26 protein-coding genes are annotated in these 26,569 nt (G+C 50.0%); 14 read left to right on the forward strand and 12 right to left on the reverse strand.

What is annotated here, in order from left to right:
- Positions 1 to 37 precede the first annotated feature (37 nt).
- Complete coding sequence (gene glgB / locus FYJ60_RS04730; RefSeq protein ID WP_154457422.1) at positions 38 to 2,083, forward strand: 1,4-alpha-glucan branching protein GlgB; 2,046 nt, start codon at positions 38 to 40, stop codon at positions 2,081 to 2,083.
- Between the two features lie 62 nt (positions 2,084 to 2,145).
- Here the strand turns inward: glgB and FYJ60_RS12450 are convergent, their stop codons facing one another.
- From FYJ60_RS12450 to cobI, 4 genes are all read right to left on the reverse strand, one after another.
- Entirely contained in the window at positions 2,146 to 3,375 is a 1,230-nt protein-coding gene (locus tag FYJ60_RS12450) for a hypothetical protein (protein ID WP_205838961.1), read from the reverse strand.
- Between the two features lie 100 nt (positions 3,376 to 3,475).
- The gene (locus tag FYJ60_RS04740; RefSeq protein WP_154457424.1) at positions 3,476 to 4,207 is read right to left on the reverse strand and encodes an ABC transporter permease; all 732 of its coding nucleotides are present in this window, start codon (positions 4,205 to 4,207) and stop codon (positions 3,476 to 3,478) included.
- 2 nt (positions 4,208 to 4,209) lie between these two features.
- Positions 4,210 to 5,055, reverse strand: coding sequence for an ABC transporter ATP-binding protein (locus FYJ60_RS04745; protein WP_154457426.1), 846 nt, complete (start codon positions 5,053 to 5,055; stop codon positions 4,210 to 4,212).
- Positions 5,052 to 5,744 carry a precorrin-2 C(20)-methyltransferase gene (gene cobI / locus FYJ60_RS04750; RefSeq protein WP_154457428.1) on the reverse strand — a complete coding sequence of 231 codons (693 nt, stop codon included), beginning with the start codon at positions 5,742 to 5,744 and terminating at the stop codon, positions 5,052 to 5,054. The genes FYJ60_RS04745 and cobI overlap by 4 nt, the downstream gene beginning before the upstream one ends.
- Positions 5,745 to 6,088: 344 nt before the next feature.
- Between cobI and FYJ60_RS04755 the strand changes: the two genes are divergently transcribed.
- The 4 genes from FYJ60_RS04755 to FYJ60_RS04770 are packed head-to-tail and all read left to right on the forward strand — an operon-like array spanning position 6,089 to position 9,615.
- On the forward strand, positions 6,089 to 8,014 hold the full coding sequence (locus FYJ60_RS04755; RefSeq protein ID WP_205838962.1) for a BMP family ABC transporter substrate-binding protein: 1,926 nt from the start codon (positions 6,089 to 6,091) through the stop codon (positions 8,012 to 8,014).
- The gene (locus FYJ60_RS04760) at positions 8,011 to 8,700 is read left to right on the forward strand and encodes a metallophosphoesterase family protein (RefSeq protein ID WP_154457431.1); all 690 of its coding nucleotides are present in this window, start codon (positions 8,011 to 8,013) and stop codon (positions 8,698 to 8,700) included. The genes FYJ60_RS04755 and FYJ60_RS04760 overlap by 4 nt, the downstream gene beginning before the upstream one ends.
- Before the next feature lie 37 nt (positions 8,701 to 8,737).
- Positions 8,738 to 8,989 (forward strand): glyoxalase, encoded by a 252-nt coding sequence (locus FYJ60_RS04765; RefSeq protein WP_154457433.1) that lies wholly within the window; start codon positions 8,738 to 8,740, stop codon positions 8,987 to 8,989.
- A 14-nt stretch (positions 8,990 to 9,003) separates the two neighbouring features.
- Positions 9,004 to 9,615 carry a DUF3786 domain-containing protein gene (locus FYJ60_RS04770; RefSeq protein ID WP_154457435.1) on the forward strand — a complete coding sequence of 204 codons (612 nt, stop codon included), beginning with the start codon at positions 9,004 to 9,006 and terminating at the stop codon, positions 9,613 to 9,615.
- Between the two features lie 13 nt (positions 9,616 to 9,628).
- On the opposite strand, the gene FYJ60_RS04775 is transcribed toward FYJ60_RS04770, so the two are convergent.
- Complete coding sequence (locus FYJ60_RS04775) at positions 9,629 to 10,387, reverse strand: ATP-binding protein (protein WP_154457436.1); 759 nt, start codon at positions 10,385 to 10,387, stop codon at positions 9,629 to 9,631.
- A gap of 356 nt (positions 10,388 to 10,743) precedes the next feature.
- Here FYJ60_RS04775 and FYJ60_RS04780 point away from each other — a divergent pair, with 356 nt between their 5' ends.
- Genes FYJ60_RS04780 through FYJ60_RS04795 form a run of 4 tightly spaced genes read left to right on the forward strand, consistent with a single transcriptional unit; the run spans position 10,744 to position 14,420 of the window.
- Positions 10,744 to 12,288 (forward strand): CapA family protein, encoded by a 1,545-nt coding sequence (locus FYJ60_RS04780; protein ID WP_235903320.1) that lies wholly within the window; start codon positions 10,744 to 10,746, stop codon positions 12,286 to 12,288.
- Positions 12,289 to 12,321: 33 nt separating this feature from the next.
- Positions 12,322 to 13,041, forward strand: a complete 720-nt coding sequence (locus tag FYJ60_RS04785) for a Crp/Fnr family transcriptional regulator (protein ID WP_154457440.1) — start codon at positions 12,322 to 12,324, stop codon at positions 13,039 to 13,041.
- Positions 13,034 to 13,780, forward strand: a complete 747-nt coding sequence (locus tag FYJ60_RS04790; RefSeq protein ID WP_235903321.1) for a heparan-alpha-glucosaminide N-acetyltransferase — start codon at positions 13,034 to 13,036, stop codon at positions 13,778 to 13,780. Before FYJ60_RS04785 ends, FYJ60_RS04790 begins: the two co-directional genes overlap by 8 nt.
- On the forward strand, positions 13,773 to 14,420 hold the full coding sequence (locus FYJ60_RS04795; protein ID WP_154457443.1) for an endonuclease III domain-containing protein: 648 nt from the start codon (positions 13,773 to 13,775) through the stop codon (positions 14,418 to 14,420). The genes FYJ60_RS04790 and FYJ60_RS04795 overlap by 8 nt, the downstream gene beginning before the upstream one ends.
- 14 nt (positions 14,421 to 14,434) lie before the next feature.
- On the opposite strand, the gene FYJ60_RS04800 is transcribed toward FYJ60_RS04795, so the two are convergent.
- Positions 14,435 to 15,175 (reverse strand): TraX family protein, encoded by a 741-nt coding sequence (locus FYJ60_RS04800; RefSeq protein WP_205838963.1) that lies wholly within the window; start codon positions 15,173 to 15,175, stop codon positions 14,435 to 14,437.
- Between the two features lie 32 nt (positions 15,176 to 15,207).
- Here FYJ60_RS04800 and FYJ60_RS04805 point away from each other — a divergent pair, with 32 nt between their 5' ends.
- The 5 genes from FYJ60_RS04805 (at position 15,208) to FYJ60_RS04825 (ending at position 20,548) form a co-directional block, all read left to right on the forward strand.
- On the forward strand, positions 15,208 to 16,083 hold the full coding sequence (locus FYJ60_RS04805) for a LysR family transcriptional regulator (RefSeq protein WP_154457447.1): 876 nt from the start codon (positions 15,208 to 15,210) through the stop codon (positions 16,081 to 16,083).
- Positions 16,084 to 16,249: 166 nt separating this feature from the next.
- Entirely contained in the window at positions 16,250 to 17,758 is a 1,509-nt protein-coding gene (locus FYJ60_RS04810; protein ID WP_205838964.1) for a L,D-transpeptidase family protein, read from the forward strand.
- A gap of 291 nt (positions 17,759 to 18,049) precedes the next feature.
- Positions 18,050 to 18,586, forward strand: a complete 537-nt coding sequence (locus tag FYJ60_RS04815) for an A24 family peptidase (protein WP_154457450.1) — start codon at positions 18,050 to 18,052, stop codon at positions 18,584 to 18,586.
- On the forward strand, positions 18,586 to 19,632 hold the full coding sequence (locus FYJ60_RS04820) for a P-loop NTPase family protein (RefSeq protein ID WP_154457452.1): 1,047 nt from the start codon (positions 18,586 to 18,588) through the stop codon (positions 19,630 to 19,632). Before FYJ60_RS04815 ends, FYJ60_RS04820 begins: the two co-directional genes overlap by 1 nt.
- Positions 19,619 to 20,548 (forward strand): CpaF family protein, encoded by a 930-nt coding sequence (locus FYJ60_RS04825; protein WP_330579109.1) that lies wholly within the window; start codon positions 19,619 to 19,621, stop codon positions 20,546 to 20,548. The genes FYJ60_RS04820 and FYJ60_RS04825 overlap by 14 nt, the downstream gene beginning before the upstream one ends.
- A gap of 461 nt (positions 20,549 to 21,009) precedes the next feature.
- On the opposite strand, the gene FYJ60_RS04830 is transcribed toward FYJ60_RS04825, so the two are convergent.
- The 6 genes from FYJ60_RS04830 to FYJ60_RS04855 form a co-directional block, all read right to left on the reverse strand.
- Positions 21,010 to 21,924, reverse strand: a complete 915-nt coding sequence (locus FYJ60_RS04830) for a DUF6551 family protein (RefSeq protein ID WP_154457454.1) — start codon at positions 21,922 to 21,924, stop codon at positions 21,010 to 21,012.
- A 2-nt stretch (positions 21,925 to 21,926) separates the two neighbouring features.
- A complete protein-coding gene (locus tag FYJ60_RS04835; RefSeq protein ID WP_154457456.1) occupies positions 21,927 to 22,847 on the reverse strand; it encodes a hypothetical protein in 921 nt (306 codons plus the stop codon).
- Positions 22,834 to 23,250, reverse strand: coding sequence for a hypothetical protein (locus tag FYJ60_RS04840; protein WP_154457457.1), 417 nt, complete (start codon positions 23,248 to 23,250; stop codon positions 22,834 to 22,836). The genes FYJ60_RS04835 and FYJ60_RS04840 overlap by 14 nt, the downstream gene beginning before the upstream one ends.
- Positions 23,210 to 23,998, reverse strand: coding sequence for an integrase (locus FYJ60_RS04845; RefSeq protein WP_154457458.1), 789 nt, complete (start codon positions 23,996 to 23,998; stop codon positions 23,210 to 23,212). Before FYJ60_RS04845 ends, FYJ60_RS04840 begins: the two co-directional genes overlap by 41 nt.
- Complete coding sequence (locus FYJ60_RS04850) at positions 23,998 to 25,848, reverse strand: recombinase family protein (RefSeq protein WP_154457459.1); 1,851 nt, start codon at positions 25,846 to 25,848, stop codon at positions 23,998 to 24,000. The genes FYJ60_RS04845 and FYJ60_RS04850 overlap by 1 nt, the downstream gene beginning before the upstream one ends.
- Before the next feature lie 129 nt (positions 25,849 to 25,977).
- A complete protein-coding gene (locus FYJ60_RS04855) occupies positions 25,978 to 26,367 on the reverse strand; it encodes a helix-turn-helix domain-containing protein (RefSeq protein ID WP_154457460.1) in 390 nt (129 codons plus the stop codon).
- Positions 26,368 to 26,569 lie beyond the last annotated feature (202 nt).

The following is a 26,569-nucleotide window of genomic DNA, read 5'->3' on the forward strand; positions in this document are numbered from 1 at the left end:
TGAAGCTATCGATTACATCCTTAAAGGAGATGAAAATATGGCGAATAAGGCAGTACCGAAAAAGACCGGAAATACGGTCGCAGCGGCGGCGAAAAAAGCTGTCGAGACAACGGGAAAGGCTGCAAAGGCGGCAGCCGCGAAGGCAGCAGCAGGGGCAGTAAAACCAGAGCCGGAGCAAAAGATACAGAAGGATCCCCATATTTTTAGTGATCTGGACCAGTATCTTTTCGGACAGGCGACGCATTATGAATTGTATAAAAAAATGGGCGCGCACACAGCTGTGGTGAACGGAGAGCCCGGTACCTGGTTTACGGTCTGGGCGCCGAATGCCGTGGCGGTCTATGTGATCGGAGAGTTCAACTGCTGGAATGAGAAAGCCAATCCCATGAAGAAGATTGCGGACATGGGTATCTTTGAGATATTTGTTCCAGGTGCGGAGGTCGGGCAGATGTACAAATATCTCATCATCGCCCGCGACGGGAGAAAGCTCTACAAGGCCGATCCCTATGCTTTCTGGGCGGAGAAACGGCCCGGAACAGCCTCCCGTATTGCAGATATCTCCTATAAGTGGGGAGACGTGGCATGGCTGAAAAACAGGGAAAAGTTCACACCCAAGATGTCGGCTCTTTCCATTTACGAGGTGCATCCCGGCAGCTGGATGAAGCATCCATATTCCGAGGAGAATCCGGAAGGATTTTATAATTACCGGGAGTTTGCCAAAAGGATTGTGGAATATGTCAAGGACATGGGCTACACACATGTGGAGCTTATGGGAATTGCGGAACATCCGCTGGATGCCTCCTGGGGATACCAGGTGACGGGGTATTATGCGCCGACGTCAAGATACGGGACGCCACAGGACTTCAAATACCTGGTAGATTATCTTCATAAAAACAGAATCGGCGTTATTCTGGACTGGGTTCCGGCTCATTTTCCAAAGGATGAACAGGGTCTGGCGGAGTTTGACGGAGACGCGGTCTACGAGCATGCGGATCCCAGGCAGGGGGAACATCCGGACTGGGGAACCAAGATCTTTAACTACGGGCGTCCGGAGGTCAAGAATTTCCTTCTTGCCAATGCCCTTTACTGGGTAGAAGAATATCACATAGACGGACTGCGGGTAGACGCGGTTGCATCCATGCTCTATCTGGATTACGGGCGCAAAGACGGGGAATGGATTCCGAACAAATACGGCGGAAACCAGAACCTGGAGGCGATTGAATTCTTTAAGCATCTGAATTCCCTGGTGACAGGAAGGAACCACGGCGTCATGATGATCGCGGAGGAATCCACGGCATGGCCGAAGGTGACCGGAAGTGTGGAGGATGACGGATTAGGGTTTACCTTTAAGTGGAACATGGGATGGATGCATGATTTCCTGGAATATATGCAGCTGGATCCTTATTTCCGCAAGTTCAATCACAACAAGATGACATTCGCCATGACTTATGCGTTCAGCGAGAATTATATCCTGGTGCTCTCCCATGACGAGGTTGTGCATCTGAAGCGTTCCATGATCAGCAAAATGCCGGGCGAGGATGAGGAAAAATTTGAAAACCTGAAGGCCGGGTATACGTATATGTTCGGGCATCCCGGAAAGAAGCTGCTCTTTATGGGACAGGATATCGGCCAGTACCGGGAGTGGAGTGAAGAGAGGGAAATCGACTGGTTCCTTCTGAGGGACAAGAAAAACGAGCATCTCCAGGCATATGTCCGGGATCTTCTGATGATGTACAAAAAGTATAAGGCGCTTTACGCGAACGACAGCGGGTACGAGGGCTTCAGCTGGATCAACGCCAACGACGCGGACCGCAGCATTTTCAGTTTTATCCGCTGGTCTCCGACCGGAAGGGACAATCTGGTCTTTATCATGAGCTTTACGCCGGTTGCGCATCCGGACTTTGTCTTCGGCGTTCCCGAAAAAAAGACGCTGAAGCTGATTCTGGACAGCTGCAATGTCAAGTACGGCGGCGATCACAGCGTGCCGGATACGTATAAGGCGCTGGAGGGAGAGTGTGACAACCAGCCCTATCATATCGCGTATGACCTTCCGCCGTTTGGAGCGGCAGTGTTTAAGTTCTGAAAAAAGGCGGATCACCATACTTCCGGCGGGTGCCGGGGTACAGTGATCCGCTTTTTGTGTCTTCAGCCGCGCCGTTTTCTCTGGACGGCCAGGTTCAGAATTCCGCCTGCCGCAATGATCAGTAAGGCGGCGATGATTACCTTTTTGGCAGCTTCCTGGGGGATTTGGCCCTTGTTCCCGATGTTCTCCGAGTAGAAGGTCAGGACATAATCAATGGCGACCGGATCTCCCATGGAGGTGGTATCCGCGATCACCGGAATCGCCTCGTCCATGGCGGAGATGGGGATGACAAACGTGGAATTTCCCCCGTCTGTGGAGTTGTTCAGATAGGTGTGGTTTCCGACCTTCATCCAGTCATAGTAGGTGCTGCTCCAGAGAAGCTTTGCGTACGCCTTTCCGTCGTGGACGATCAGCAGGGTCGGGGAACTGATGGAGGCTCTTCCGCTTCCGCCGGCAAGATCCACATCAATGGAATATTCTCCGTCCGGCCTGTCAATGGGCATCGCGTCGTCAGAGGCAAGGGTGAAGGCTTCTTCGCGGCTGGAAATGCTCTCTCCGGAGGAAATACCCGTGCTGCCGGAGGAAACGCTCTCTCCGGAGGACGTGCCTGTGCTGCCGGAGGTGGCACCTTCAGAGGAAGATGACTGTGTCTCATAGGAGGAAGAAGAGTCCGAATTCACAGCCTCCTGCGCTTTTTGCTGCTTCTCTTCTGCCTGCTCTGTCAGGCCGGAATCCTCCAGGGCCTTTTCGATCAGATCATAGTCCGGCAGCGTAATTTTCAGCGCGTCCGCGGGAAGAGAGGAAGCGTAAAACACCAGAGTCCTGTCATACCATTTTTTTCTCCTTACAGAAAAAGCAGCGCAGGGAACCTCCGCATCCAGTGCCTCCACCGGCAGGGTGAACTGGCTCCCGGTATCGGTTTCCTGAAAGGAAATGTAATCATCCAGGGAAGCCCCGGCAGCTTCGGCGGCGGAGCCCGGATAGACGTACTCGTAGCTCTCGCTGTAAAGCTGCAGGACGGCGGACATCTTTCCGTCCTTTACCGTAAGGCTGGCCTCCTGAATCCGGAAAAAGGAAGAACTTGATTTCACCTCTATGTCATAGGTGCCGTCCTTTAAGTCACGGCCGTATACCGGAACCATGCCGTACTGGAGGACGTCCTTTGACCCGGCGGTCTCACTGCTTTTTGCCACATCCTCATATCCTTCCGCCCCATAGACCGGGAGCGGGCAGAGAAGGCAGCAGAATGCCAGAAAGGCCAGCATCCCCTTTTTAATTGTTGTTTTTCTCATGGCGCACATCCTGTTTGTTTTATGAAAGAGTTATGGATGCCGGAAGTACCTTTGGCAAGCATTTATGATTATGCGTGGTGTCGGACTTCTGACACTGTAATCACAGGTTCTTCTTCCTGTAAATGAACAGGAAGGAAATGGCGGAGAAAACCGCCAGGTAAATCAGCAGAATTCCGATTCCCCACAGGCTGAATCCGTTTTCTGTGGCAATTCCCCGTATCATGCTGCTGGCCTGCGAAAGAGGAAGCGCGTTCACCACCTGCCGGAATCCGTCAGGCATGGAATCTGTGGAAAAAAAGGTATTGCACAGAAACGACATGGGCATAATGATATAAGCCTGATAGCGCGGGGCGTCCGTGTAGCTTTTGGCCAGGAAGGACAGGACCAGGGCGATCGTGGCAAAGACCATCCCGTTCAGAAACATGATCAGGAAGGACCAGCCGTTGTAAACCAGCCCGGTGTGGACGGGAAGCGTCAAGAGCAGGATGATTCCTGCGGAGTACATGCCGCGGAAGGCCCCGCCGATAATCTGGCCGACAATAAACTGCCAGAGAGGCGTAGGAGATACCATGACCTGGTCCAGCGCTTTCTCATAAAGACGCTGTACACTCATGTTCTGGGCGACGGCGCTGAAGCTTCCGGTCATGGTGGACATGGCTACGACACCGGGGATCAGATAATTCAGATAGGGCTCGCCGTGCGAGGTGGTCTGGATGCCCAGACCGAAAATCACCAGATACATCAGAGGCGCCATCATGGCTGCCAGTGTGATTTTATAAAAATCACGCTTGAACTCTGTCCATTTTTCCCAAAGTACAGTCAGTATTCCCATACCTATTTTTTCTCCAGATGATGACCCATACGTTCCACAAAAACATCTTCCAGCGTCGTGCTGCGGAAGGAAGCGTCCTCTCCCCGCTCGGCGAGCCATGCGATGGCCTCTGCCCGGTTGTGGAAGTACCGGCTCTGCAGCATTTGCCCGCTGGAGGTTTCATCCACGGCGTAGGCTCCCAGTTCGCTGATCAGATTGGCGGGCGTGTCCACCTTGTCCAGCCGTCCCTTTTCCATCAGGGCAACCCGATCGCAGAGGGACTGCGCTTCTTCCATATAGTGTGTGGTCAGTATAATGGTCATGTTGTGGTTGTTCAGTTTTCGCAGAAGGTTCCACATCTGCCGACGGGAGAGGGCGTCCATGCCTGCCGTCGGCTCATCCAGGAGAAGAATTTCGGGATCGATCATCAGCGCGCGGCAGATCATCAGCTTCCGCTTCATTCCTCCGGAGAGATGGCGGACTGTCCGTTTCCGGAAATCCAGAAGTCCGGTAAAGGACAGGAGCTCTTCAGTTTTCTGCCGGATTAGCTTCCGGGGCATGTAGTAGAGCCGGCCCTGGTACTCCATGACCTCATCCATGGTCATGTCCTGGCGCATGGAGTATTCCTGTGTAATGACGCTCAGCTTTCTTTTTTGTTCCGAGGCGGAGCGGGTCAGCGGCCTGCCGTCAATCAGAATCTGGCCGGAGGTGGGCAGAAGAACCGTGGACATCATGCTGATGGTCGTTGTCTTTCCGGCCCCGTTCGGCCCCAGAAGGCCGAAAAACTCCCCCGTCTGAATGGTCAGGTTCAGGTGATCCACAGCGGTAAAATCCTGGAATTTTTTGGTGAGATCTTTGATTTCTATCATTGCTCTTTCGTTTCTTTGGCGATGATCAGTGAGAAGTAACCGGCGCTGTCCGGAATTTCCTCCAGGCTGCGGTATACCTTCTCGTCCGGCATGCTGCAGTTTTCCACAGCCATCGCGGTGCGCCCGCTCTCCCGGATCATCTGCTTTACCTCAGCCATGTGGCTGGCGGATTTCATCAGCACGTAGTTGCCCGGAAGATCCAGCTTCTGTCCCAGGCTCTGGGTAGCCGGAATGACGTGAAGGGGCTCGTGCCAGAGGGTGAGGGAGGTGTTCAGCCGCGCGGCAGCGGCGCAGAAGGAAGGAATTCCGTTTACCAGCTCGGTGGAATAGCCGTCTGCCTCCACAATATCCTGCAGGTAGCTGAACGTGCAGTAGATGGTGGAATCCCCCAGCGTCAGGAACACCACGTTTTTGCCCTTGTCCAGCCAGGATTCAAGAAGCCTGGCCCCTGCCAGATGATTTTTTCTCTGCTCTTCCTTATCCATCACCATGGGCATGTAGATGGGAACAAGCGTTTTGTCCGCCAGCTCCGGCACAGCCTGAACGGCGATTTTATAGGCGACGGTCTCCTTCGGGTCTTTTCCCGGAACCGCTATTACATCGTTTTCCCGGATCAGCCGGCACGCCTTCAGGGTCATCAGCTCCGGATCTCCGGGACCGACACCGACACCATAGAGAATTGCATTCATAGTTATTACTCTCTCTTTCTTTTATTTGAGATGCGTGTCAAAAGGATCTTCTGCCACTCATTTATGATTCCCGTGCCGGAAGTCAAAAACTGGAAGAGCCTGCCTCCGGCGGGACTGTGACTTTTGTGCGCGCCCATACATAAAGCATGAAGTGGGGCGGCTGCAGATTCAAAAACAGCAGCTTATACAGTATAACGTATCAGAACCGGAAATAAAACCGCTATTCTGTAGGGTTCACTATGTTCAGAAGCCTTCCGAATGTGGTACCATCATCTCCGGAAGGGAATAATCTGCTGCCGGATCGCGGAAATTGTCGGGAATTGCGGAAGAATCGGAGGTGTCTGATGACAGAGGATTACAGTAAGGCAAGAAAGTTAGGAGAGAGGGCTTATCGGAAAGCGGTCGCGCGCGGTCAGTTTCCATATCTGGTCTCGCTGGAGAGCTTTCTCCCGGAATATGAGACCCTGCCGAAAATCAGCGTGGGGGTAAAGGAAATCCCGCTGTCCATGGTTGTGGGCACGGTTACGGCAGGCAGACAGAATTCCTTTGCCTGCAATTTTATGCCGCTTCTGGAACCGAAGACGGAATTTGCGCAGAAGTGGTCCAGGCTGGCGGATATCCAGGCGGAGGAAGGAATCCGGGATGCCGTTCTTGTCTATGAATACATGCACCGGTTTTATGTGCAGGAGGGAAACAAGAGGGTTTCTGTGCTCCGGTACATCGGCGCCCTGGGCATTACGGCGGATGTCCGGAGGATCCTTCCGAAAAAAACAGAGGACAGGGAGATCCAGGCCTACTATGAGTTTCTGGATTTTTTCAAGGTGACGGGACTGTATGGAATCGAATGCAGCAGCAAGGGGAGCTATGCAAAGCTTGCCGCTGTCTACGGGGAAAATCTGGAACAGCCGTGGCCGGAGACAAAGGTAGAGGATTTGCGCTCGGACTTCCGGACCTTTGAGAAATGTTTTCTGGAAAAGGGAGGGGAGAGACTTTCCCTTACGACAGGAGACGCCTTTCTTCTTTACCTGAGTATTTACAAGGGAGTTTTGCCCGACAGCGAGACGTCGGCGGAGATCGGGAAAAACCTCGGCCGTATGTGGGATGAGCTGCAGAGCGTTACTTACGACAGGGACATCGCGCTCATCGAGGATTCCTCCAGTATCGGAAAGGGAGCCGGTGTTCTGGATACGCTTACCAGACCGGTTTACACCAGGGAGAAGCCTCTCCGCGTGGCGTTCCTCCACGCAAAGACGGCGGAGGAATCCAGGTGGGTGTACAGCCACGAGCTGGGCAGAAATGAAGTGAACACGGCATTTAACGGAATCGTGGATGCAATTTCCTTTGAAAACTGCAGAACAGATGATAAGATAGATAAAGCCTTCGAAGCGGCGGCAGCGGATCAGGACGCGGTGGTGTTTACCACATCCGCGGATATGATGGACGCTGCCATGCGCGCCGCGGTGAAATATCCGGAGATGAAAATTCTGAACTGTTCCATCAGCCTGATGAGCAGCGCCGTAAGGACTTATTATCCGAAGACCTACGAGGCGAAGTTTCTGATGGGGGCGCTGGCGGCCTCCTTTGCGGAGGATCACCGAATCGGGTATGTAGCGGATTATCCGATCTACGGAAGCCTGGCGAACGTCAACGCCTTTGCGATCGGAGCCGCCCTGATTGATCCCGGCGCGCGGATTATCCTGAAGTGGTCAGGGAAGAAGAATTCCTGCTGGGAGAGCGAGCTGGAGGAGGAAGGCCTCCGGATTATTTCCGGACCGGACAGCATACGGCCGCAGGACCCGGGAAGAAAATACGGCGTGTACCGGATCGAAAGGGACGGCAGCATCAAAAATCTGGCGGCTCCGATTCTCCATTGGGGAAAGTATTACCGGATGATCTTGAACATCATCCTGAACGGCGGGTGGAATGCCAGGGAACAGGCGGGGAAAAACCAGCCTGTGAACTACTGGTTCGGCCTGGAGGCCGGAGTGATCGATGTGATCCACTCCGATGAGCTGCCCTATTATTCCAGAAAAATGCTGAAGCTTTTCCGGTCCGGTATCATCAGTCACCGGATTGATCCGTTCCGGGGCGAGCTTCACAGCCAGACGGGAATGATCTCCGGAGAGGGGGCGCCCTCGCTGGAAAGCGGGCAGATTATCAAGATGAACTGGCTGAATGACAATGTGGAAGGAAGCATCCCTTCCGAAGAAGAGATGGTGGACAGCGTCCGCAGTACAATGGAAAAGATAGGAATTGAAGCGGCAAAATGAAAATTCTGGCAATCGCGGACGAGGAGAGCAGGTCTCTCTGGGATTATTTTACAAAAGATAAGGTAGAGGGAGTGGATCTGATCCTTTCCTGCGGTGATCTGGATCCCGGCTATCTGGAATTTCTGGTAACGATGACCAACTGTCCCCTACTGTATGTGAACGGGAATCATGACAGAAAATATCTGCAGAATCCCCCGGAGGGATGTATCTGCATCGAGAACAGGGTGTATGATTATAAGGGGCTGCGCGTTCTGGGGCTGGGCGGCTCTATGCGCTACCGGCCGGATGCCCCGTTTATGTACACGGAGAGCGAAATGACTTCGCGGATTTCAAAGGTAAACCGCGAGATTATCCTGCGGAACGGGTTTGACATCCTGGTGTCGCATGCGCCGGCAAAGGGCTACGGCGATATGGAGGATCTGCCCCATCAGGGTTTTGAATGCTTTAACCAGCTGCTGAACAAATATCACCCCGCGTACATGATCCACGGCCATGTGCACAAGACCTATCTGCCGGGTTCCTTTGAGAGAGAAATCCGGCATCCGTCAGGGACAAGGATTATCAATGCCTTTCAGTCGTGTATGCTGGAAATCGGGAGGGATGAATATCCGGCAGTTGGCAAAACAGGATCCTTCCTGTATGATTTTGTTATGACCCTGAAGCAGAAACGAGGTCCGAAATATTAAAAGTACGGAGATCAAGACAAAGGAGGAAAGGAACATCATGGAATTTGATCAGAAGGTGCTGCAGTGTTTTCTGGAAAACCAGCTTCAGCTGTTCCCGGAGCCGGTTGCGGACACAGAGGAAGAGGCGGCTTTTTTTCTGGAGGATACGCTGGCGGTAGTGCTTCATTCCCGGCAGGAGGTGGAGGACTATTTCCAGGAAGAAGGCATTGACCTGGAGGGCGCGGATGTGCTGGAAGAAGCAGAGGTTTTTGATGTCGGAGACGGCCGTTACCTTGTGGTGGAAGGCTGAAAAAGGAGAAAGAAATGTGCGGAAATTATGCGCAGATGATGGAGGATTCCCGGAAACTTTTTCTGAAGTATGACCAGGGCTCCATGGTCCGGAAATATCATCTGGAGAATGATGAAAATTACCTGTTTATCCGGTTTATGAACCGGGAATATGAGATCGCCAGAAAAAGCGGGGTGATTACCAGAAAAGGAAGCAGCGAAAGAGCAGGGCACCCGGAAACCATGTCGATTTACGATATGCTCTGCTACTCGGAAAAGCTTCCGGAGCTGCCTCCGCTGGCAGGTCAGTGGGAGAGTCTTGCGGTTCTGGGAGGTATTATCGGCGCGGGACATACGCAGCGGCTGATGACAAGACGGGAGTTAGAGCCTTTTTCGGGAAAAACAGCAGAACTGTGCCGCGCCTGTGAGGAGATGGGCGGAAAAAAACAGAAAGGCGCTGATGTCAGCTATATCCTTCCTGTTTTTGACTTTTTCCCGTTCTGGTTTGAATTCTGGGACGGGGATGAGGAGTTTCCGCCGAGCATTCAGTTTCTGTGGGACAAGAACTCCCTTCAGTTTATGCACTATGAGACGCTGTGGTATATTGTCAGCTTTGTAGAGGATGAGCTGCGCAGACGGATTTCCTGACAGCCCGGAACGCTTACTCGTCCAGAATCCGGCCGTCCACACCGATGGTTACGACTCGCCATGGGATGAACTTTCCGCTCTGTTTCAATGCCTCGGTGGCCATATACTCAATTCCGCCGCAGCAGGGAACCTCCATGCGGACAATCGTCAGGCTCTTGATGCTGTTTTCCTCCAGTATGGCGGACAGCTTTTCCGAATAATCCGTGTCGTCCAGCTTCGGGCATCCGATCAGGGCGACGCGGTTTTTTATAAAGTCTTCGTGGAAACGGGCATAGGCATAGGCGGTGCAGTCTGCCGCGACCAGAAGATTCGCGTTTTCAAAATAAGGGGCATGGACAGGGGCAAGTTTAATCTGAACCGGCCAGTTCTGCAGACGGCTTGCCGGGGCATTCCGGAAGGAATCCTCTGCGGAATACGTGGAATCCTGACTGAGAGAGGAATTTTCCTGCTTCTCGCGGAGGATGGTTCTTGCCATGCTTCCGGGGCATCCGTGTCCGGCATGTCCCGTATGGCAGGCTTCCTCTGCCCCGCGGTTTTCTGCCATGTGTTTTTCTACTGCGGCACGGTCATAGTCCTGCGCCTCTCTCTCAATAATGGATATGGCGCCTGCCGGGCACTCCGGAAGACAGTCTCCAAGACCGTCACAGTAATCATCTCTTATCAGCCGGGCCTTTCCGTCAATCATGGCGATGGCGCCCTCGTGGCAGGCTTCCGCGCAGGCACCGCAGCCCGTGCACTTTTCTTCATCAATATTTACGATTTTTCTCTTCATTCCGCACTCCCATCTTCCCTGTCGGGATATTTGAAACCTGTCATTTACAGCGTCAGTTCAGGCTCATACCTGTTGTCATTGTAAGCCTTTGCTCCGAAACCGGACTTATGTGTTGTCGTTTCTGGAGCGAAAGCTTTTCAGTCCGCAAGCCCTTGCTCCGAAACCGGACTTATACATGTATGATACTGGGAGAATGGGGAAAAATCGGTAACAAATGTTACGGCTCCGTTGCTATTTTCAGGGGTTTCAGGTATCATGGACGTATGCATGGTTATCTGCTGCAGGGGGGCAGATAACCGGGCGCATCCCGTATGGGAGAAGCCCGAAACAGAGGAGTCAAAAAGGGGAGCGTAGAAATGGCGGATAGAAAAAAATCAAAAGAGCCGGAGAGCTTTTACAGCCGGGTGACCGGAGAAAAGGATATACAGCGGGCGGATAAAATCCTGCGATCCATGGAACACGGGATCCGTCCGGTAACCTCGGAGGGACTGAACCGAGTCCGGAAGATTCTTCAGAGACAGAAGCGGAGGCAGTCACGGCTGTTTCTGGCCTCCTGTATACTGGCCGGTCTCCTGATACTTGTTCTTCTGGTGTCGCTGATCGGTTCAGCCATCCGGCGGACATCCGGGGGAAGTGCCGGGAACACTTCAACGAATACGCCGGGAACAGGAACGGAAAGTGTGGGGACAGCCAGCAGTTCTTCCTCTGTGACGCCGACGGCAGGGGCGGAGCCTACCAGTGTCCTGATGAGCTTTACCGGCGACTGTATTCTCGGGACGGATGAAAATTTTATCTATGACACCAGCTTTAACGCGGCCTATGATAAAAACGGGGCTGCCTGGTTTCTGCAGAATGTAAGCGATACCTTCGCGGCGGACGATCTGACCTGCATTAACCTGGAATGTGCCCTGACCGACCGGAATACCAGGGAGGATAAGGAGTTTGCCTTTAAGGGAGACCCCGCCTACACGGAAATCCTGACAGACGGCTCTGTGGAAGCGGCGGATCTGGCGAACAACCACAGCCACGACTACGGAGACAGGGCTTACGATGATACGGTGGACAATCTGAAGGGGGCGGGGATAACGCCGTTTGGCTACGATGACGTCGCGCTCTATGAGGTAAAAGATAAGAATGTCACGGTGGGTCTGACCGGCATTTATGAGCTGGATGATCATCTTGACTGTGAGGATCAGATCAAAACCAATATCCAGTCGCTGAAGGACAAGGGGGCGGATATTGTGGTCTGCGCCTTTCACTGGGGCGTAGAGCTGAGCGATACGCCGGATGAAAACCAGGTGACGCTGGCCCACTATGCCATTGATAACGGAGCCGATCTGGTGATCGGCCATCACCCGCATATTATTCAGGGGATTGAGAGCTATAAGGGCAAATATATTGCCTACAGTCTGGGTAATTTCTGCTTTGGAGGCAATACATCGCCTACCGAGACGGACACGATTATTTTTCAGGCGGATATCACGCTGGACGCAGACCGCACGGTCACGGGAACCAGTATCAAGGCAATTCCCTGCAGCATTACGTCGGATTCATCCACCAACAACTATCAGCCGCAGCTGCTGACGGGGGACAGCGCGCAGGCTACACTGCAGAAGCTGGTCACCCGGTCGGGGCAAATTCTCACGACAGAATATTACATGGACGGCGTGGACTTGTCCCAGGAAGAGCTGTATGACGGAACAGACGGCACCATGACCCCGGCGGAAACCGTGCTGGCCCGCCAGAACGGGACGGATACCGGAACGGACTCAGCAGGCACGGACACCTCCGGGACAGGAACAACCGGAACGGGCACCTCCGGGACGGGAACAGCCGGAACGGATACGGCCGTGACAGGGAACGATACGTCCGGGGCGGACGGCACAGGAACAAACGGATGACAATCCGGAGAGCCGGGACGAAGAGGAGGAACGATGGAAGAGAACGATCTGCAGATTATCAGACAAAGCCCTCTGTTCCGCAGTCTGGATGAAGAGCAGGTCCGGAATGTCCTGCAGGAAGGATTCAGCACAGTCCGTGCTTTCGGCAGAGGGGAGCGGGTGTTTTCCGAGTCGGACAGGCCGGATAAGATCCGGATTCTTCTCTCCGGCGAGGTGACTGTGGCGAAGGACACGCCGGGAGGAAAACGGTCTGTGCTGGCGGTCATTGACAGGCCGGGCGATATGTTTGGTGAGATCTATGCTTTCCGCAATCTGGATTCTTACGGAATGTACGCGGAGTGCACGGAAAGCAGCCGGATTCTGTCTCTGGACATCTGCGTGCTGCAGATTCCCGTCCGGGAGGAAGTCGGCCGGAAGCAGGAATTCCGGGATATGCGCGACATGGAAACGGCGCTGAAGATCAGCAGCAGCCTCCTGCAGATTTTTGCGGAGAAGGCTTTTCAGATGAACCGGCGGCTCCGTATCCTTGGAGGAACCAGTATACGGGAAAAGGTGGCCCGCTATCTGCTGGACCGGCAGAAGAGTGGAAACCGTGTGGCCGTCATGTCAAGGGAAGATCTGGCGGATTATCTGAACGTGACCAGGCCGTCCCTGTCAAGAGAAATCAGCGCCATGATTCATGACGGAATTCTTGCTGCCTGCGGGCATGATCTGGTTATCCTGGATCAGAAAGCACTGGAGGAATATGCCTGAACGATATGAGAAACTGGACGGATTCCGTGGAGTAACCATGCTCAGCATGGCCGCGTACCATACGCTGTGGGATTTGAATTACATGTATGGGGTGCCGATGCACTGGTATCAGGCGATGCCTGGGTTTCTCTGGGAGAGAAGTATCTGCGTCAGTTTTATCCTGCTCTCCGGATTCTGCTGGCCGCTGGGACACCGGCATCTGGTGCGGGGACTGACGGTCTTCGCGGCGGGAGCACTGGTGTCCGCGGTCACGTTTCTGGCAATGCCGGAAAATATCGTCCTTTTTGGGGTGCTAACGCTGCTGGGAAGCTGCATGCTTCTGCTGATTCCCATGGACAGGGCGCTCCGGAAGCTGCCCCCTTTGGCCGGTATCCTCTGCAGTCTCGTGCTTTTTTTTCTGCTGCAGGAGCTTCAGAGGGGATATCTGAATGTTTTCGGACTGCAGATACCGCTTTCCCGGCAGCTTTACAGAAATCTTTTTACTGCCTGGCTCGGATTTCCGCCGGATGGGTTTTATTCTGTGGACTATTTTCCGCTTCTGACGTGGTTTCCGCTTTTTCTGGCAGGATATTTTCTGTCCCTGCTGCTCCAGGCGAAAAATGCCATGGAATGGCTTCGCGGCTGGCCGGGAAAATTCTTTCCCTGGCTGGGCAGACACTCCCTGATTTTCTATCTGCTTCATCAGGTGGTCATCTATTTGATACTGGAAATCATTTTCTTTGGGAGGATCTATGGATAAAAAAGAACTGGCACTTGAGGTCATCCGCCGTCTGAAGAAGGAATACCCGCTGGCGGCGTGTACCCTGGATTACAGGGACGCCTGGCAGCTGCTTGTAAGTGTGCGTCTGGCTGCGCAGTGCACAGATAAAAGAGTGGATATGGTTACCCCTAAGCTGTATGAGAAATTCCCCAGTGTCCGGGCGCTGGCGGAGGCGGATGTCGGGGACATAGAGGAAATTGTGCGTCCCTGCGGACTGGGTCCCAGCAAGGCAAGGGATATTTCCCGCTGTATGAAGGTACTGCATGAAAAATATCATGACCAGGTTCCGGATGACTTTCAGGAGCTTCTCTCTCTCCCGGGTGTGGGAAGAAAAAGCGCTAATCTGGTCATGGGAGATGTTTTCGGAAAACCGGCTATTGTGACAGATACGCACTGCATCCGGCTCTGCAATCTGATTGGCCTGGTGGACAACATAAAGGAACCGGCCAAAGTGGAAAAGGAACTCTGGAAAATTATCCCGCCGGAGGAAGGAAGCGATCTCTGCCACCGTTTTGTCCATCACGGAAGAGCGGTCTGCGTCGCCCGTCATCCCCGCTGCGAAAACTGCTGCCTGAAGGACATCTGCAGGCACGGGCGGGAGGCTCTTTCCGCGGAATAATACGGGCCGGCCTTTCAGGGCGTCCGGCTCAGAAGCAGCCGACAGCACGCCAGCAGGGCAAGATGCGCCGGGTAATAGAAATAGAAGAACCATTTGTGAAACGTCCGGAACCGTTCTGCCCTTCTGCCGCTGTACAGGCAGAGAATGACGGCGCCGGAGGCAAGAAGAGGAAGGGAAGCAAACAGGGCGCTCCGGGCGGCCGCCGTCCCGGAAACAGAGGAGGACCAGTTTCCGGCCAGCTCCGAGAAAAACTGGGCGAGTGCCCCCACGCAGAACGATGCCGCCTCCAGATGCCGTTTTCCCCGGCTGAAACGGAAGAGAAGGACAAAGAGTACCGGAAGGGCGCCCCAGTCACAGAAGCCGGACAGAAAAGCAAGCAGCAGAATCAGCAGGACTTTCTGCGTCAGATCCGGCACCCGGTCACAGATACAGAGAACACCCAGGCAGATCAGCAGGGTGAACATCATATCAAAAGCAAAGCTTCCCCGCACGACGCAGAAGGGAATTTCCGCGAGGAGGCCTGAGACCAGAAGGCGAGAGGCATAGTTTTTCACGGAACGGGTGTAGGAATAACCCTCCGTAAGAAAAAAACACATGGTGATAGCAGTAAAGTAGCCGATATCCGTCAGTGCCACGCGGGCGGCGGAAGAGGCCGGAAGCAGTGCCAGAGCGGCATGATTGCAGGTCATAGCCAGTATGGCGATGTATTTAATTGTTTCCCGGCTCAGCGGGCGTCGGAAATTATGGTTTGACATGAACAACATTTTAGCACAGACAGGGAAGAAAAATGACATTATTAAGTTATCAGATTTTTAAGACTGTAGCAGAGGCGGGCAGTTTCCATAAAGCGGCGGATCTGCTGGGTCTTACGCCGTCGGCGATTTCCCACGCGATTTCATCGATGGAAAAGGAGCTTGGCTTCAGTGTATTGGCGCGGAGCCGGGCCGGGGTGACACTGACGAATTACGGGGAACATCTGCTGCCCTATGTGAATGCGGTGCTGAACAGCGACGAAAGTCTGCAGCAGGTTGTGGCGGAATTTAACGGCATGAAGCAGGGAACCGTCAAGGTGGGATGCTTTTCCAGCGCCTGCACCTCTTTTATGCCGGAGGTCATAAAGTCCTTCCGGAAGCAGTACCCCGCCATCCGCATTGAAGTTTTCGAGGGAACCTATGACGATGTCTCCTACTGGATCAAGAACGGAATTGTAGATTTCGGATTTCTCTCCGCCTCCAGCGCCGGCGACCTGAAACTGGAAATCTTTTACAGGGATCCGCTGGTCTGTGTGGTCCCGAAGGATTACCGGAAAACCAGCAGCGGCGATTCCATCACCGTGGAAGAAATGGCAAAAATGAATTTTGTCGTGCAGAGGGAATCGACAGATGCGGATATCCAGAATTACATGAAGGAAAACGGCCTGGATGTTCCTACGGATTTTCATGTCGTGGACGATCTGGCCACGGCCGCCATGGTGGCAAGCGGTTTGGGAGTCTGTATCATGCCGGAACTGGTGATGAAAGATATTCCCTATGATGTAAAAAGCTATCCTCTGCAGCCGGCGGCCAGCCGGATGATCGGGCTGGCGGCCCTGACTCCGCAGTTTATGGCTCCTGCCGTGCGGACGCTCTACCGCCATATTCTGGATCACTGCAGAAATCTGTAGGAAACGAAACGAAATCCGCCGGGCTTGGAGAATCCGGCGCAGGGGTTTCAGAGAAATACCGTTCCGTCGGGCGGAGGGAGCTGCGGAAGGACGCATCTGGAACCGGCGGAAATCAGAAACAGCAAAGAATGCAGAAAAGACAACAGCAGACAGGAAAATGGGTTCTATGAAGAAAAGAAGAAAGAAGCAGAAAAACCGGATGCTTTTGCTGCTGGCGGCAGTGCTTGTGTTTGGAGGACTTCTGTCTGCCTACGGGGTATTGTCGTTTGCAAAAAGCGGAAAAGAGGATGGGACGGCGCAGGCGGCTGTCACCGGATCCGTGGCGGAGAGGACGCAGGAAAACACACCGGAGACGGTGAAGCAGACAGCGGATCCGGCGGATTACCAGCTGACGCTTCAGTTCCGGAACGGGGCGTCCCAGACCGTAAAAGGTATCTTTCGGGATTCCTCATCCGCAGCCGCGGACTCTTCCGATGCGGATATTAAGACTGTGGCACTCCCGGAAGGGAAACTTGCGTACAGGACATCGGATCTGACACAGCTTCTGGACAGCTTTCCGGAGCTTCAGGAATCCGGATGGACGCAGCCGGAGGATGCAAAGATAGAGAAACAGGACGACGGATTTGTCATTATTCCGGAGACGCCGGGAACGGCCCTGAACCGGGATGCTTTTGTCTCGGCGGTGGAACAGGCACTCTCGGGAGGCGCAGAGACACTGAATCTGGAACAGGCAGAGGGCGTCTATGTGCAGCCCGCGGTAAGGCAGGACAATGCGGATCTCCAGGCGCATCTGTCGCAGCTGAACCAGATTACGGGAGCCAGCATCACATACCGGCTTCCCGGAGCGGAGGTCACGCTGGACGGTTCGACCACTTCAGGGTGGCTGACGCAGAATGCGGACGGGACATGGACCAGGGACGACGCGGTGTGGAATCAGCATATCTCGGATTTTGTGTCCCAGCTCGCGGCGGATCACGATACCATCAACAGGGACCGCACGTTTCCTGCCACCGGAATCGGCAATATTACGGTAAAGGGAACCGGCTACTACGGCTATGAGATCGACGAGCCGGCGGAGACGGCGCAGCTTACGCAGGAGCTGGACAGCGGTACCGTGACGACAAGGGAGCCGTGCCGGGTGCAGACAGAATATGCCGCCCGTGACGATAATTCAGGAATCGGGCAGAATTATGTAGAGATTGATCTGAGCCGCCAGCACCTGTGGGTGTACAGGGACGGCGCCGTCGCTTTTGAGACGGATATTGTCTCCGGAACGATGAACGAGTCCTATTATACGCCGGAAGGCGTCTATAAAATTCTGGATAAAAAGCAGAATGCGACGCTGGTGGGCGACGCTATCCCCGGAAAGAAGGATTACTACACCTATACGCAGCCCGTCAGCTACTGGATGCCCTTTACCTATACAGGAATAGGCCTGCATGACGCCTCCTGGCGCGGGGCTTTCGGAGGAACCATCTATGTCAGCGACGGTTCTCATGGCTGCGTGAACCTTCCGGCTTCTGCAGCGGCGCAGATTTTTAATCTTGTGGAGATTCAGGAGCCTGTTGTCTGCTATTACTCCCAGCCTTACTCGCTGGCAGCGGCGCCGGAAGGCCAGCAGACAGAAGGTGTCTATTATAACAGCGCAGACAGCGGGGCCGTGCAGGCCGGCTGAGAGCGTGGGAGCGGCCCTGCGGCGGGCTGTTCCCGATCTGCGCGAATATCTGTAAGCGGGGGGAATCTCTCCGGCAGGTTTTACAAAACCTCCGGAGGGATTCTGTCTATTCTGTCTATAGACAAAAGCTGCCCTGCCTGATAGGATGAAAATACAACAGATTTACATAACTCATTTCTTTCGGGTTCCGTCCGGAATTCGGTTCCACTGTTTTCTTACAAGCCGGCGCCGTTATCCGTCTGCGGTTTTGGCGGCCGTATTAAAAGTTTTATCAGACTGGAGGCATGCAGATTGACAGCTGAACATGCACTGGCGCTGATGGTCTGCTCCGGTTCCGCCCTTCTGGATCTGGACAGAATGAAGCTTCCGAACGGGTGGATTTTCATCTGCGCCCTTCTTGCCGTGTGCCAGCGGCTGGCAGACTTCGGGCCGCCCGGACTAGGGGCGTATTTCGCCGGTGCCGCCGTCCCATTTCTTCTTCTTTTTCCCGTGTGGCTGGTCTTATACCGGTCTGTCGGAGCCGGGGACATCAAACTTCTTATGGTTATAGGAGGAATCCTCGGACCGTCTGCCATTTTGCGCTGTGTGTTCCGGACATTCCTGTTCGGGGCTGCTTTTTCAGTCCTTCTTCTCTTTTCCGGCGGCAGTTTCCTGCCGCGAATCCAATATCTTACCGATTATCTGAAAAAGGTCTGCGGGCACGGAATCCGGAAGACCTCCGGCCGGTCTGGGAGGCCTGTTTACAGGAAGACCGGAGAATATGCGGAGTCTGTCCATATGACCATACCTGTTCTGATGAGTGTCCTGCTCTGGATTGGAGGTGTCTGATGCATGTCTGCCGGAGGGCGGTTCTGGCCGTCTGTGACGTAGAGGAGGCATATGCCAGAAACTTTATGGAATACCTGAATGAAAGAAAGGGGATTCCTTTTGAAATTCATGCTTTTACATCTGCGGACACGCTCTGCGCTTTTGTCGCAGAGAGGCCGATTGATATTCTTCTGGTTTCCGAACGGGCGATGACAGAGCAGGTCAGACAGCTTTCTGTCGGAAAGCGGATGATGCTTTCCGAGGGCCTCTCGGAGATACCCGGCCGGGAGGAAGAGGCGCAGAAAGAAGAGGACTGTGCAAAGATTTTTAAGTACCAGCCGTCCTCACAGATCATCCGCGAGGTGATGGACTGTTATGCGGCGGAACAGTCGGCCTTAAATCCGGCTGCGGGCGGAAAGAAAGAGTTCCGGCTGGCCGGTGTCTACAGTCCCTCCGGCTGTCCGGGGAAGATCTTGTTTGATCTTGCCCTCGGAGGGTATCTTGCCCGGTCAGGTCGTGTCCTGTACCTGAATCTGGATCCGCTGTCGGGACTGGAGGAGGCGGCGGAATCACTGGGGGTGGGGGTTTCGGGAAGAACCGTCAGCGACCTGGTGTATTTCAGCAGAAGGAAAAACGGACATCTGTTTTACTTTCTGGAAGGAATGATCCAGACGCTGGGAAATCTCGACTATATTCTTCCGGCCTCCTTCCCGGAGGATCTGCGGGATATCAGTGCAGAGGAGTGGAAAACACTGTTCTGCTCGATCCGGGATCACACGGATTACTCGGTTCTTCTGGCAGATTTCGGGGATGGTCTGGAAAGCCTTCCCGACCTTCTGAGGGAGTGCTCGGAACTCTACCTGCCTGTCGGTCCAGACAGGGTATCCGGATTTTGCCTGGCTCATTTCCGGAAGCTGATGAAACGTGCCGGCATGCGGGAGGACGAGCCCTGGATGCATGTGATTGTCCCGCCTTCTTGGGAGGATGCGCAGGAGGATCTGGTGTTCACGGTGACACAGGGAGCCTATTATCGTTTTGTAAGGGAGATGGAGCGTGAAGCGGAGTAGTCAGGAAAAACGATTCCGGTATCCTGAAGAAAAAAGGGAGGAGACGGAAACCCCTTTCCGGACAGAAGAAAGGCTCCGGAAGATGCTGACCGAGCAGCTGGGGGAAGAGGGTTACTCGGAGAAAGAGGTTCAGGAGACGGTGGACCGGCTGATCTGGCAGGAAAATCCCCCTCTTACGCTTCCGCAGAAGGAGCAGATCCGGAAAAATCTTCTGTATTCCGTGGGAAAGCTGGATGTCCTGCAGGAGCTGATGAATGACACGGCTGTCACGGAAATCATGGTAAACGGCTACAGGAAAATTTTTTATGAAAAAGACGGAGTCATCCGTCGCTGGGAGAAAAGCTTTCCTTCCCGCGAGAGGTATGAGGACGTGATCCAGCAGATTGCCGGCGCCTGCAACCGGGTTGTCAATGAGCAGAAGCCGATTGCAGATGCCAGGCTGGAAAACGGAGCCCGCGTCAATGTGGTGCTTCCTCCGGTTGCGCTGGACGGTGCGGTGCTTACCATCCGGAGATTTCCGGATGACCCGATTACCATGCAGAGGCTTGTGGAGATGGACAGCATCACAGAAGAGGCGGCGGAATTTCTGGGGGATCTTGTGCAGGCCAGATATTCCATCCTGATAGGCGGAGGGACGTCCACCGGAAAGACCACCTTTCTGAATGCCCTGTCCGGCAGCATTCCGGAGGGGGAGCGGATTATCACCATCGAGGATAACGCGGAACTCCAGCTCAGGGGAATTTCCAATCTGGTCCGCCTGGAGGCCAGGGACGCGTCCATGGAGGAGTGCAGGGAGGTCTCTATCCGGGATCTGATCCGGACGGCGCTTCGCATGCGTCCGGACAGGATTATCGTCGGAGAGGTCCGGGGCGCAGAGGCAGTGGATTTTCTGGTATGCCTTATATGTACTATATAATAATTATATATATAACGTGTATAAGGATGGAATATTATAGATTAGAGGGAGAGCATAGGAACGCTATGAACATTAAGTATAGGTTATTGTGTAAAAGGTTAATAGAGGAAGGGAAGAGAGTAGGTGTCATTCAATATTATAATGTACTGTTCATAATGGAGTTATTGTCAGATAAAGATATATGGTCTTTAGAACAGTGGGTGAATGGTATGAATAACTTGTATATGAAGGATATACATAATTGGTGTAGATTACATTTTATTAAATATCACACTGTATTTGTTTACATGAAAGAGTATCCGGTAAAAGCAAATATTTGGAATGGGTATTCATATATAAGGTGGAGGATGGAGCGGAGGATGAATTTGGGCTAAGATAAAAAGGTGCTTGCATGAAAGGGAGCCTTAAAGTAGGGCATCCTTTTTGAAAGTATGGACAGAACGAAGGATAAAGGCTCTGCGCTATTCGTTTGGCAGAGCCGGAGTATTGTCCTGATCCGTAGAAAATAAATCTAATTGACCTTCTGGAGTGGAACTTTGATCGGATTCATTTTCAGTTGATTGTTCCCTTTTTTTTGGTGTTTTATGAGTGTATAATTTCTCAAAAGGAAGTGGATACTTGGATTTCTTATTGTATTCTAGTAAAAGAGCTTCTGCGAATCCTAATGAACCGGCACGACGTTCTCTGGCAGTACGACTGATTTCCCTGACAGAGACACGTCCTACTTTTTCTTTAAAGGTGTCATCTTTCATTGTATCTCCATAAGCATTATCCAGACGAGCAATAGCATTAAGCATATTGGAACTAAAGGACATAGGCGCACCTTCCCATGTGGCAACGCAAAGGCGTAAAACACGATCAAGAGTGTGAAAACCATATTTTTCATAGATATTAATTAAAGTGGATACAGCACATATACCTCCGGGGCGAGAGGAAGAAGTAATAGTGAGATCATACGATTCAACAAGGTCACGAATAATAAGTTCTCTATCATTACCAGCTTCAATATTAGCCATGAATATTTCATAAGGTAATAACGATTTGACATATTTCATCTGATTTGCAAAAATATCTGCTTCTTGGGTGTAAACAAGATCATCATAAACCATACACCAGACAGGAGTTTCTCTTGATCCAGAGACGAGAGCGACAATCTCTATAGTGTGTTGTCCGTTAAACACATAATTTATTCCATCACGTCTACTTACTTTTACAGGATTTATCTGATAAAGGTCAAAATTAGCTGCAGCACGCTGAACGTGTTTGATGGACAGATTACGTTGGTAATCTTGATTTGAACATAAATTTTTAATTGGTATTTGCTCAAAATGCACTTGGGGAACAAACTTTTGTAAATCTTCGGTATTTCCATCCATAATTATATTTCCTCCAATTTTTTTAAAATAGTATTTGTGGTTGATATTAGGCACATAAGCTGATATTTAAGCTTATTTTTTGCTGTATCAGATGCAATTTTAAAATCTGAAACTTTTAATACTCTTTCGATAGAACTGTTCCACGAGGGAATCGTCAGCGTAAGGCTTGCAATTTCCGCATCTGGATCGAATTGTGGCAGGTTGCGTATAGAAGGAATAGAAACGGAAGATTTTTTCTCTAACATTGGTTTGGCGTAATTATTCCACAGTAATTCCCTTTTCATATCATGATAACTGAGATGTTCTATCTTTTCGGCAAGAAGGTAGTTGTTTAGACTTAAAAGCTGCTCTTTTGATAATCCTGAAAGCTCAATAATATTAGCTTGGGAAATCCAGAGCTGACCAGAACGGACTCGTTTGACAAGATCCGGAACTTTTTCATCAATTATATCTAGTGCATGACTGTAAGCAGAATATTTGTGAACGGTAGCCATTGCTACATTACATTCTTCGGATACTTTTTTTGCTGCGATGCTTGCACCGGAAATATGAGATTTGTTCGTAGATGAAAGTTGTCTTGAAATTAATATTTTTTCAGCATTATATTTTTTCCCAATCAGGTATTTTTTATTGGTATTGGTTAAATCCTCTCGTTGAAGTTGGTCAGTACATATCCATGAAATTACATCTTCTTTACTGGAAAAATGGAGTCTTTTTATGCGGAAAGGAATACTGTGTTTGCGAAATAATTCATATGCTTCTATGCCATTAATGACAATACCATTCCATGTACAGATGGGGGTGTGATAGGAATGACATAATATCTGTTGTTCAAGCTGTTTATAATCTTTTCCACTGAGATATTGATACAAATTTGTGAATTCTGGTTTTGTTTTTAATGTATATATACTATAATTGTGCATACTCATCTCCCATTATTTCTGATTTTAATTCTGCTTGTGGCAGTTTAGTGATGATGTTATCCATGGAAAATAGAGCTATTTTCTTCTCTGGGTAAATATTGCCTTCTAAACGAAAAATATTAAATTTCTCCCAAGAAAGGTTAAGCTGGGAAAGTGAATATAGTAATTCTCGGCTGTACAATTCATAGCTGTTACCATTGATAACAAAATAATCCTTAACTTTATGTGCCAATTTATCCTCTGCACAACTAGCCTTTATACCTATCATTTTTTGATCAGGATTAACAAGAAGTTGAATATATTCTGGGTTACCAATTTGCCGGAGTGTATTGCGGTGGATTCGTATACGATTCTTTTTAAAGTCAATACATATTAGTGGATGGGAAGAGTGTTTGTTGTTCATAGGATTTTTCCTCGCTTTCTGCTGTTGATGGTTCTTTTGTTTTTTCTGTGGATTTATCAGTTGCTTTTTTCTTTTCTTGTATGTCAAATACTGCGTAGCCTTCAAATATATTGACTTGCATTGATTTTTGATGTTCTTCCACTGGGATACCGAACTGATTCTTCCATTCTTCAGGATAAGAAGGTGTCCTGGCAGTGGTTACAGTTCCATTGTCTTTTAGTGTACGAGGAAATATTTCCGGTGAAGTTAAATCGAAAATGAACAGTATTTCATTGCCAGAACGAATTAGCTTGCCGAGAATCTTGTAACGATAATTAGGATTCCAGTCCATGAGAGATATCACTTTAGCAAAGAAAATCCGGCAAGTGATTTGTTTTGGCGAACGTTTTTTCCCAGAGGAACACCAACGAAAAGAGTCTTTTTCTTCTTCTCGACAGGGACGGACAGCCAGTTTTTTTTCAATGGGATTGACTAGTATCTGCACATATTCGACATCGGGTAGTTTTTTTATGCAGGCGGTATTTACAGATACCTTGTAGTTGTTAAATGTAAACGAAGGTTCGTAAATATGAGCGAAGAATTCGCCACGTACAACTTGATAACCGTCATAACTGAAAGAATCATCGTCAATGACTTCCATTTGATTTGTGGGGCTGGATGCGACTGTTATTGGCATAGGTGGGTTGATTTTCATCATATCAGAAGGTTCTGTGGTCATATTCCATTGATTTATAGGTTGATCGCTCATTAGGTGTCTCCTTTAATTTCTGTAATAATATTCTTTATATTTTGTATAATGGTTTCTTTGGGAGTGGTTTGTAGCTCAGGCTCTTTATAAGGTTTACTTTCCGAGGTGGTTTGCCAGTTTTTCTCCGCTGTAAATTCTGTTAGTTCTGGTGCTTGCGACTGAGTATAGTAATTATTACCGAAGCCATTCATCCAGTCGGCAGGATAAGCTAACACACTTTTAGAATCAGATATTGTATCAGGTGCGTTGTTATCGGAACAGGATACGTCGTTGGTACTTGTCGGTATTCGTATTTCTGTATCGTTCATATTGAAAATAAGGACATTTTCATTGTCTTTCTGGTGGGCAACTCCTATTATTCTATATTTGCATTTTTTGTCCCATTTAAATATCTCGTATAATGTTGGCAAAAATGCAGCACCGGAAATTGGTTTTGGAATAGGTTGACCATCTTTGAGACGTGACCACTGCACTTTATTTTTGGTTTCAGAGGAACATGGTCGGATTGCAAGTAGTTTTGAACTTGGGTGTATCAGCATTTCAACAAATTTGGTGTTTGGAAATTTCCGTATAGCATCTTTGTTAAAAGAGATCTGTTTATATGAAAAAGAAACAGAAATCCGACCAACAGAGGAGAAAAATTGTCCTCTGGCAACTTCATAGTCTCTTAAATCGAAGGAACCGGCGGAAGCAGTAATTGTATCAGGTGTATTCATATTTGTCGGTTTAAGGACGCTTTGAGATGCTTCAAAGTAGTCTCTGGCTTTAAATCCAGACCATCTTGGATTGATGCTTATAAATCCACTTAGAGAGCCTTCTTGTATCACATGTAATTCTGGTAAAATCTCCTTATTCCCATATTTCGCATTTGTAATTAATTTTTGAACAGCTATGAAATCATCTCTGGAGATAATAGCTTCGTGATGTCCGACTTTTCTGTATTGATTACGGTCTTGATTGTTTTTCCTTGATTTATGGTCAAGATAACTCGGAGTCCATGTTTTTCTCGCCAGAACATCCCCACAATGGCGTTCATTTTGAAGGATTTGTAGTACGGTACTGGATGACCAGACATCATTATTCTTTTTTGTTTTACAACCGAGTTCTGTCAGGGAATCCGCAATTTGTTGCGCACTGCTTCCATTCAGATACATATAAAAAATAAGCTGCACAATTTTAGCTTCATGTGGATTGATTACAAGATCGCCATTTTCGTCTTGGTCATATCCGAGCAGAGGAGGTGTAAGGAATATTCCCCGACGAAAACGCATTTCAATGGAAGAATTCATAATTTCACTTTTGGTATGACTTTCTTCCTGCGCAAGTGTTGACATGAATGACAGGATCATTTCGCTTTTGGGATCAAGCGTATTTAGATGCTCTGTTTCAAAAAACACACCGACGGGTGGACGGAGTGAAGAAAGCTCTCGTACATATCGGATACAGTCAACAACATTTCTTGCAAATCGGGATACACTTTTTGTTATGATTAAATCAATTTTTCCGGCTTCACAATCTTTGATCATTTTTTTGAATGCATCCCTGTGTTGAAGAGAAGTGCCGGAAATGCCTTCGTCGGCATATATTTCTACAAGAATCCAATTTGGATTTTTATTTACTACATCCTGATAATGATTTTTCTGTAATTCATATGAGGATGTTTGGCGTGGATCATCCGTAGATACCCTTGCATATACAGCCACTCGTAGTTTTTTCTCTGTTTTAAAAATATCCTCTGGTGGAAGTGCTGGAATTACTTCCAGTTCTTCTGGATCAATACCTTTATATCTTTGCCGAATTCGGGCTTTCTGTTCATCAATATTACTGCTTCGTTCTTCACTTTCTTTCATCAGTAGCGACATCCTTTATAGTTGATATAACTATCATAGAATTTTTGGATTGAAAAAGACATAAACCATCGGTTAAGTGATTAACGGATGGTTTATGTAGAAATAGATATTTGATTGTTATTGAATGATTTAATAATCATTCGGGTTGTCAGCATCGTAATTATGGTTTGAGGATAGATGCCAATCATTGATTCGTAAAATGTTCTTTATGGCTGAAAGAACCTCGAATATGTAACGTTTTTCGGTGCTGGTGCAATCTGCCATTAATAAATCAATATCAGTTTGATATTCCGTAGGATTGTATAGCAAGTTCCCGTAGAGTAATTCATCAATAGTAATTTCAAGGGCATTGCTAATTTTGATTAAAGATTCTAAACTGGGTTTACGCTTGGCATTTTCTATATAGCTTATATAAACAGTAGAAAGATCAGCAATTTCAGCCAGCTCCTCGGCAGATAAACCTCGTTGTTTGCGGGTTTCTCTTATACGTTTGCCTATAAGTGCATAATTTATTTCCATGTCCTCACCTCCTTTCCATCACAACTTGACTTTTTTGTGTTGTAGATAGAAAAATGGTGAGCTATACAATAGCAATTAGTTGTATAAAAAGAAGTATATCATATGTATATAGCAAAAAGAAGATTGTCGATTGATGGGAGAAAAAGGCGATTAGTTGTAATTGAACAACAACGAAAAAAGGGTTATCATTTGTGTATTAAAA

This window comes from Bilifractor porci, assembly GCF_009696005.1.
Taxonomy (GTDB): Bacteria; Bacillota; Clostridia; order Lachnospirales; family Lachnospiraceae; genus Bilifractor; species Bilifractor porci.

Bases quoted from the DNA above. Each gene is read 5' to 3' on its own strand.
- FYJ60_RS04760 (WP_154457431.1), top strand. From the start codon at position 8,011: ATGAAAATTCTGGCAATCGCGGACGAGGAGAGCAGGTCTCTCTGGGAT.
- FYJ60_RS04770 (WP_154457435.1), top strand. From the start codon at position 9,004: ATGTGCGGAAATTATGCGCAGATGATGGAGGATTCCCGGAAACTTTTT.
- FYJ60_RS04830 (WP_154457454.1), bottom strand. From the start codon at position 21,924: ATGGATGGAAATACCGAAGATTTACAAAAGTTTGTTCCCCAAGTGCAT.
- FYJ60_RS04785 (WP_154457440.1), top strand. From the start codon at position 12,322: ATGGAAGAGAACGATCTGCAGATTATCAGACAAAGCCCTCTGTTCCGC.
- FYJ60_RS04745 (WP_154457426.1), bottom strand. From the start codon at position 5,055: ATGATAGAAATCAAAGATCTCACCAAAAAATTCCAGGATTTTACCGCT.
- glgB (WP_154457422.1), top strand. From the start codon at position 38: ATGGCGAATAAGGCAGTACCGAAAAAGACCGGAAATACGGTCGCAGCG.
- FYJ60_RS04755 (WP_205838962.1), top strand. From the start codon at position 6,089: ATGACAGAGGATTACAGTAAGGCAAGAAAGTTAGGAGAGAGGGCTTAT.
- FYJ60_RS04790 (WP_235903321.1), top strand. From the start codon at position 13,034: ATGCCTGAACGATATGAGAAACTGGACGGATTCCGTGGAGTAACCATG.
- FYJ60_RS04765 (WP_154457433.1), top strand. From the start codon at position 8,738: ATGGAATTTGATCAGAAGGTGCTGCAGTGTTTTCTGGAAAACCAGCTT.
- FYJ60_RS04810 (WP_205838964.1), top strand. From the start codon at position 16,250: ATGAAGAAAAGAAGAAAGAAGCAGAAAAACCGGATGCTTTTGCTGCTG.
- cobI (WP_154457428.1), bottom strand. From the start codon at position 5,744: ATGAATGCAATTCTCTATGGTGTCGGTGTCGGTCCCGGAGATCCGGAG.
- FYJ60_RS04855 (WP_154457460.1), bottom strand. From the start codon at position 26,367: ATGGAAATAAATTATGCACTTATAGGCAAACGTATAAGAGAAACCCGC.
- FYJ60_RS04780 (WP_235903320.1), top strand. From the start codon at position 10,744: ATGGCGGATAGAAAAAAATCAAAAGAGCCGGAGAGCTTTTACAGCCGG.
- FYJ60_RS04775 (WP_154457436.1), bottom strand. From the start codon at position 10,387: ATGAAGAGAAAAATCGTAAATATTGATGAAGAAAAGTGCACGGGCTGC.
- FYJ60_RS04835 (WP_154457456.1), bottom strand. From the start codon at position 22,847: ATGCACAATTATAGTATATATACATTAAAAACAAAACCAGAATTCACA.
- FYJ60_RS04795 (WP_154457443.1), top strand. From the start codon at position 13,773: ATGGATAAAAAAGAACTGGCACTTGAGGTCATCCGCCGTCTGAAGAAG.
- FYJ60_RS12450 (WP_205838961.1), bottom strand. From the start codon at position 3,375: ATGAGAAAAACAACAATTAAAAAGGGGATGCTGGCCTTTCTGGCATTC.
- FYJ60_RS04740 (WP_154457424.1), bottom strand. From the start codon at position 4,207: ATGGGAATACTGACTGTACTTTGGGAAAAATGGACAGAGTTCAAGCGT.
- FYJ60_RS04840 (WP_154457457.1), bottom strand. From the start codon at position 23,250: ATGAACAACAAACACTCTTCCCATCCACTAATATGTATTGACTTTAAA.
- FYJ60_RS04820 (WP_154457452.1), top strand. From the start codon at position 18,586: ATGCATGTCTGCCGGAGGGCGGTTCTGGCCGTCTGTGACGTAGAGGAG.
- FYJ60_RS04800 (WP_205838963.1), bottom strand. From the start codon at position 15,175: ATGTCAAACCATAATTTCCGACGCCCGCTGAGCCGGGAAACAATTAAA.
- FYJ60_RS04845 (WP_154457458.1), bottom strand. From the start codon at position 23,998: ATGAGCGATCAACCTATAAATCAATGGAATATGACCACAGAACCTTCT.
- FYJ60_RS04805 (WP_154457447.1), top strand. From the start codon at position 15,208: ATGACATTATTAAGTTATCAGATTTTTAAGACTGTAGCAGAGGCGGGC.
- FYJ60_RS04850 (WP_154457459.1), bottom strand. From the start codon at position 25,848: ATGAAAGAAAGTGAAGAACGAAGCAGTAATATTGATGAACAGAAAGCC.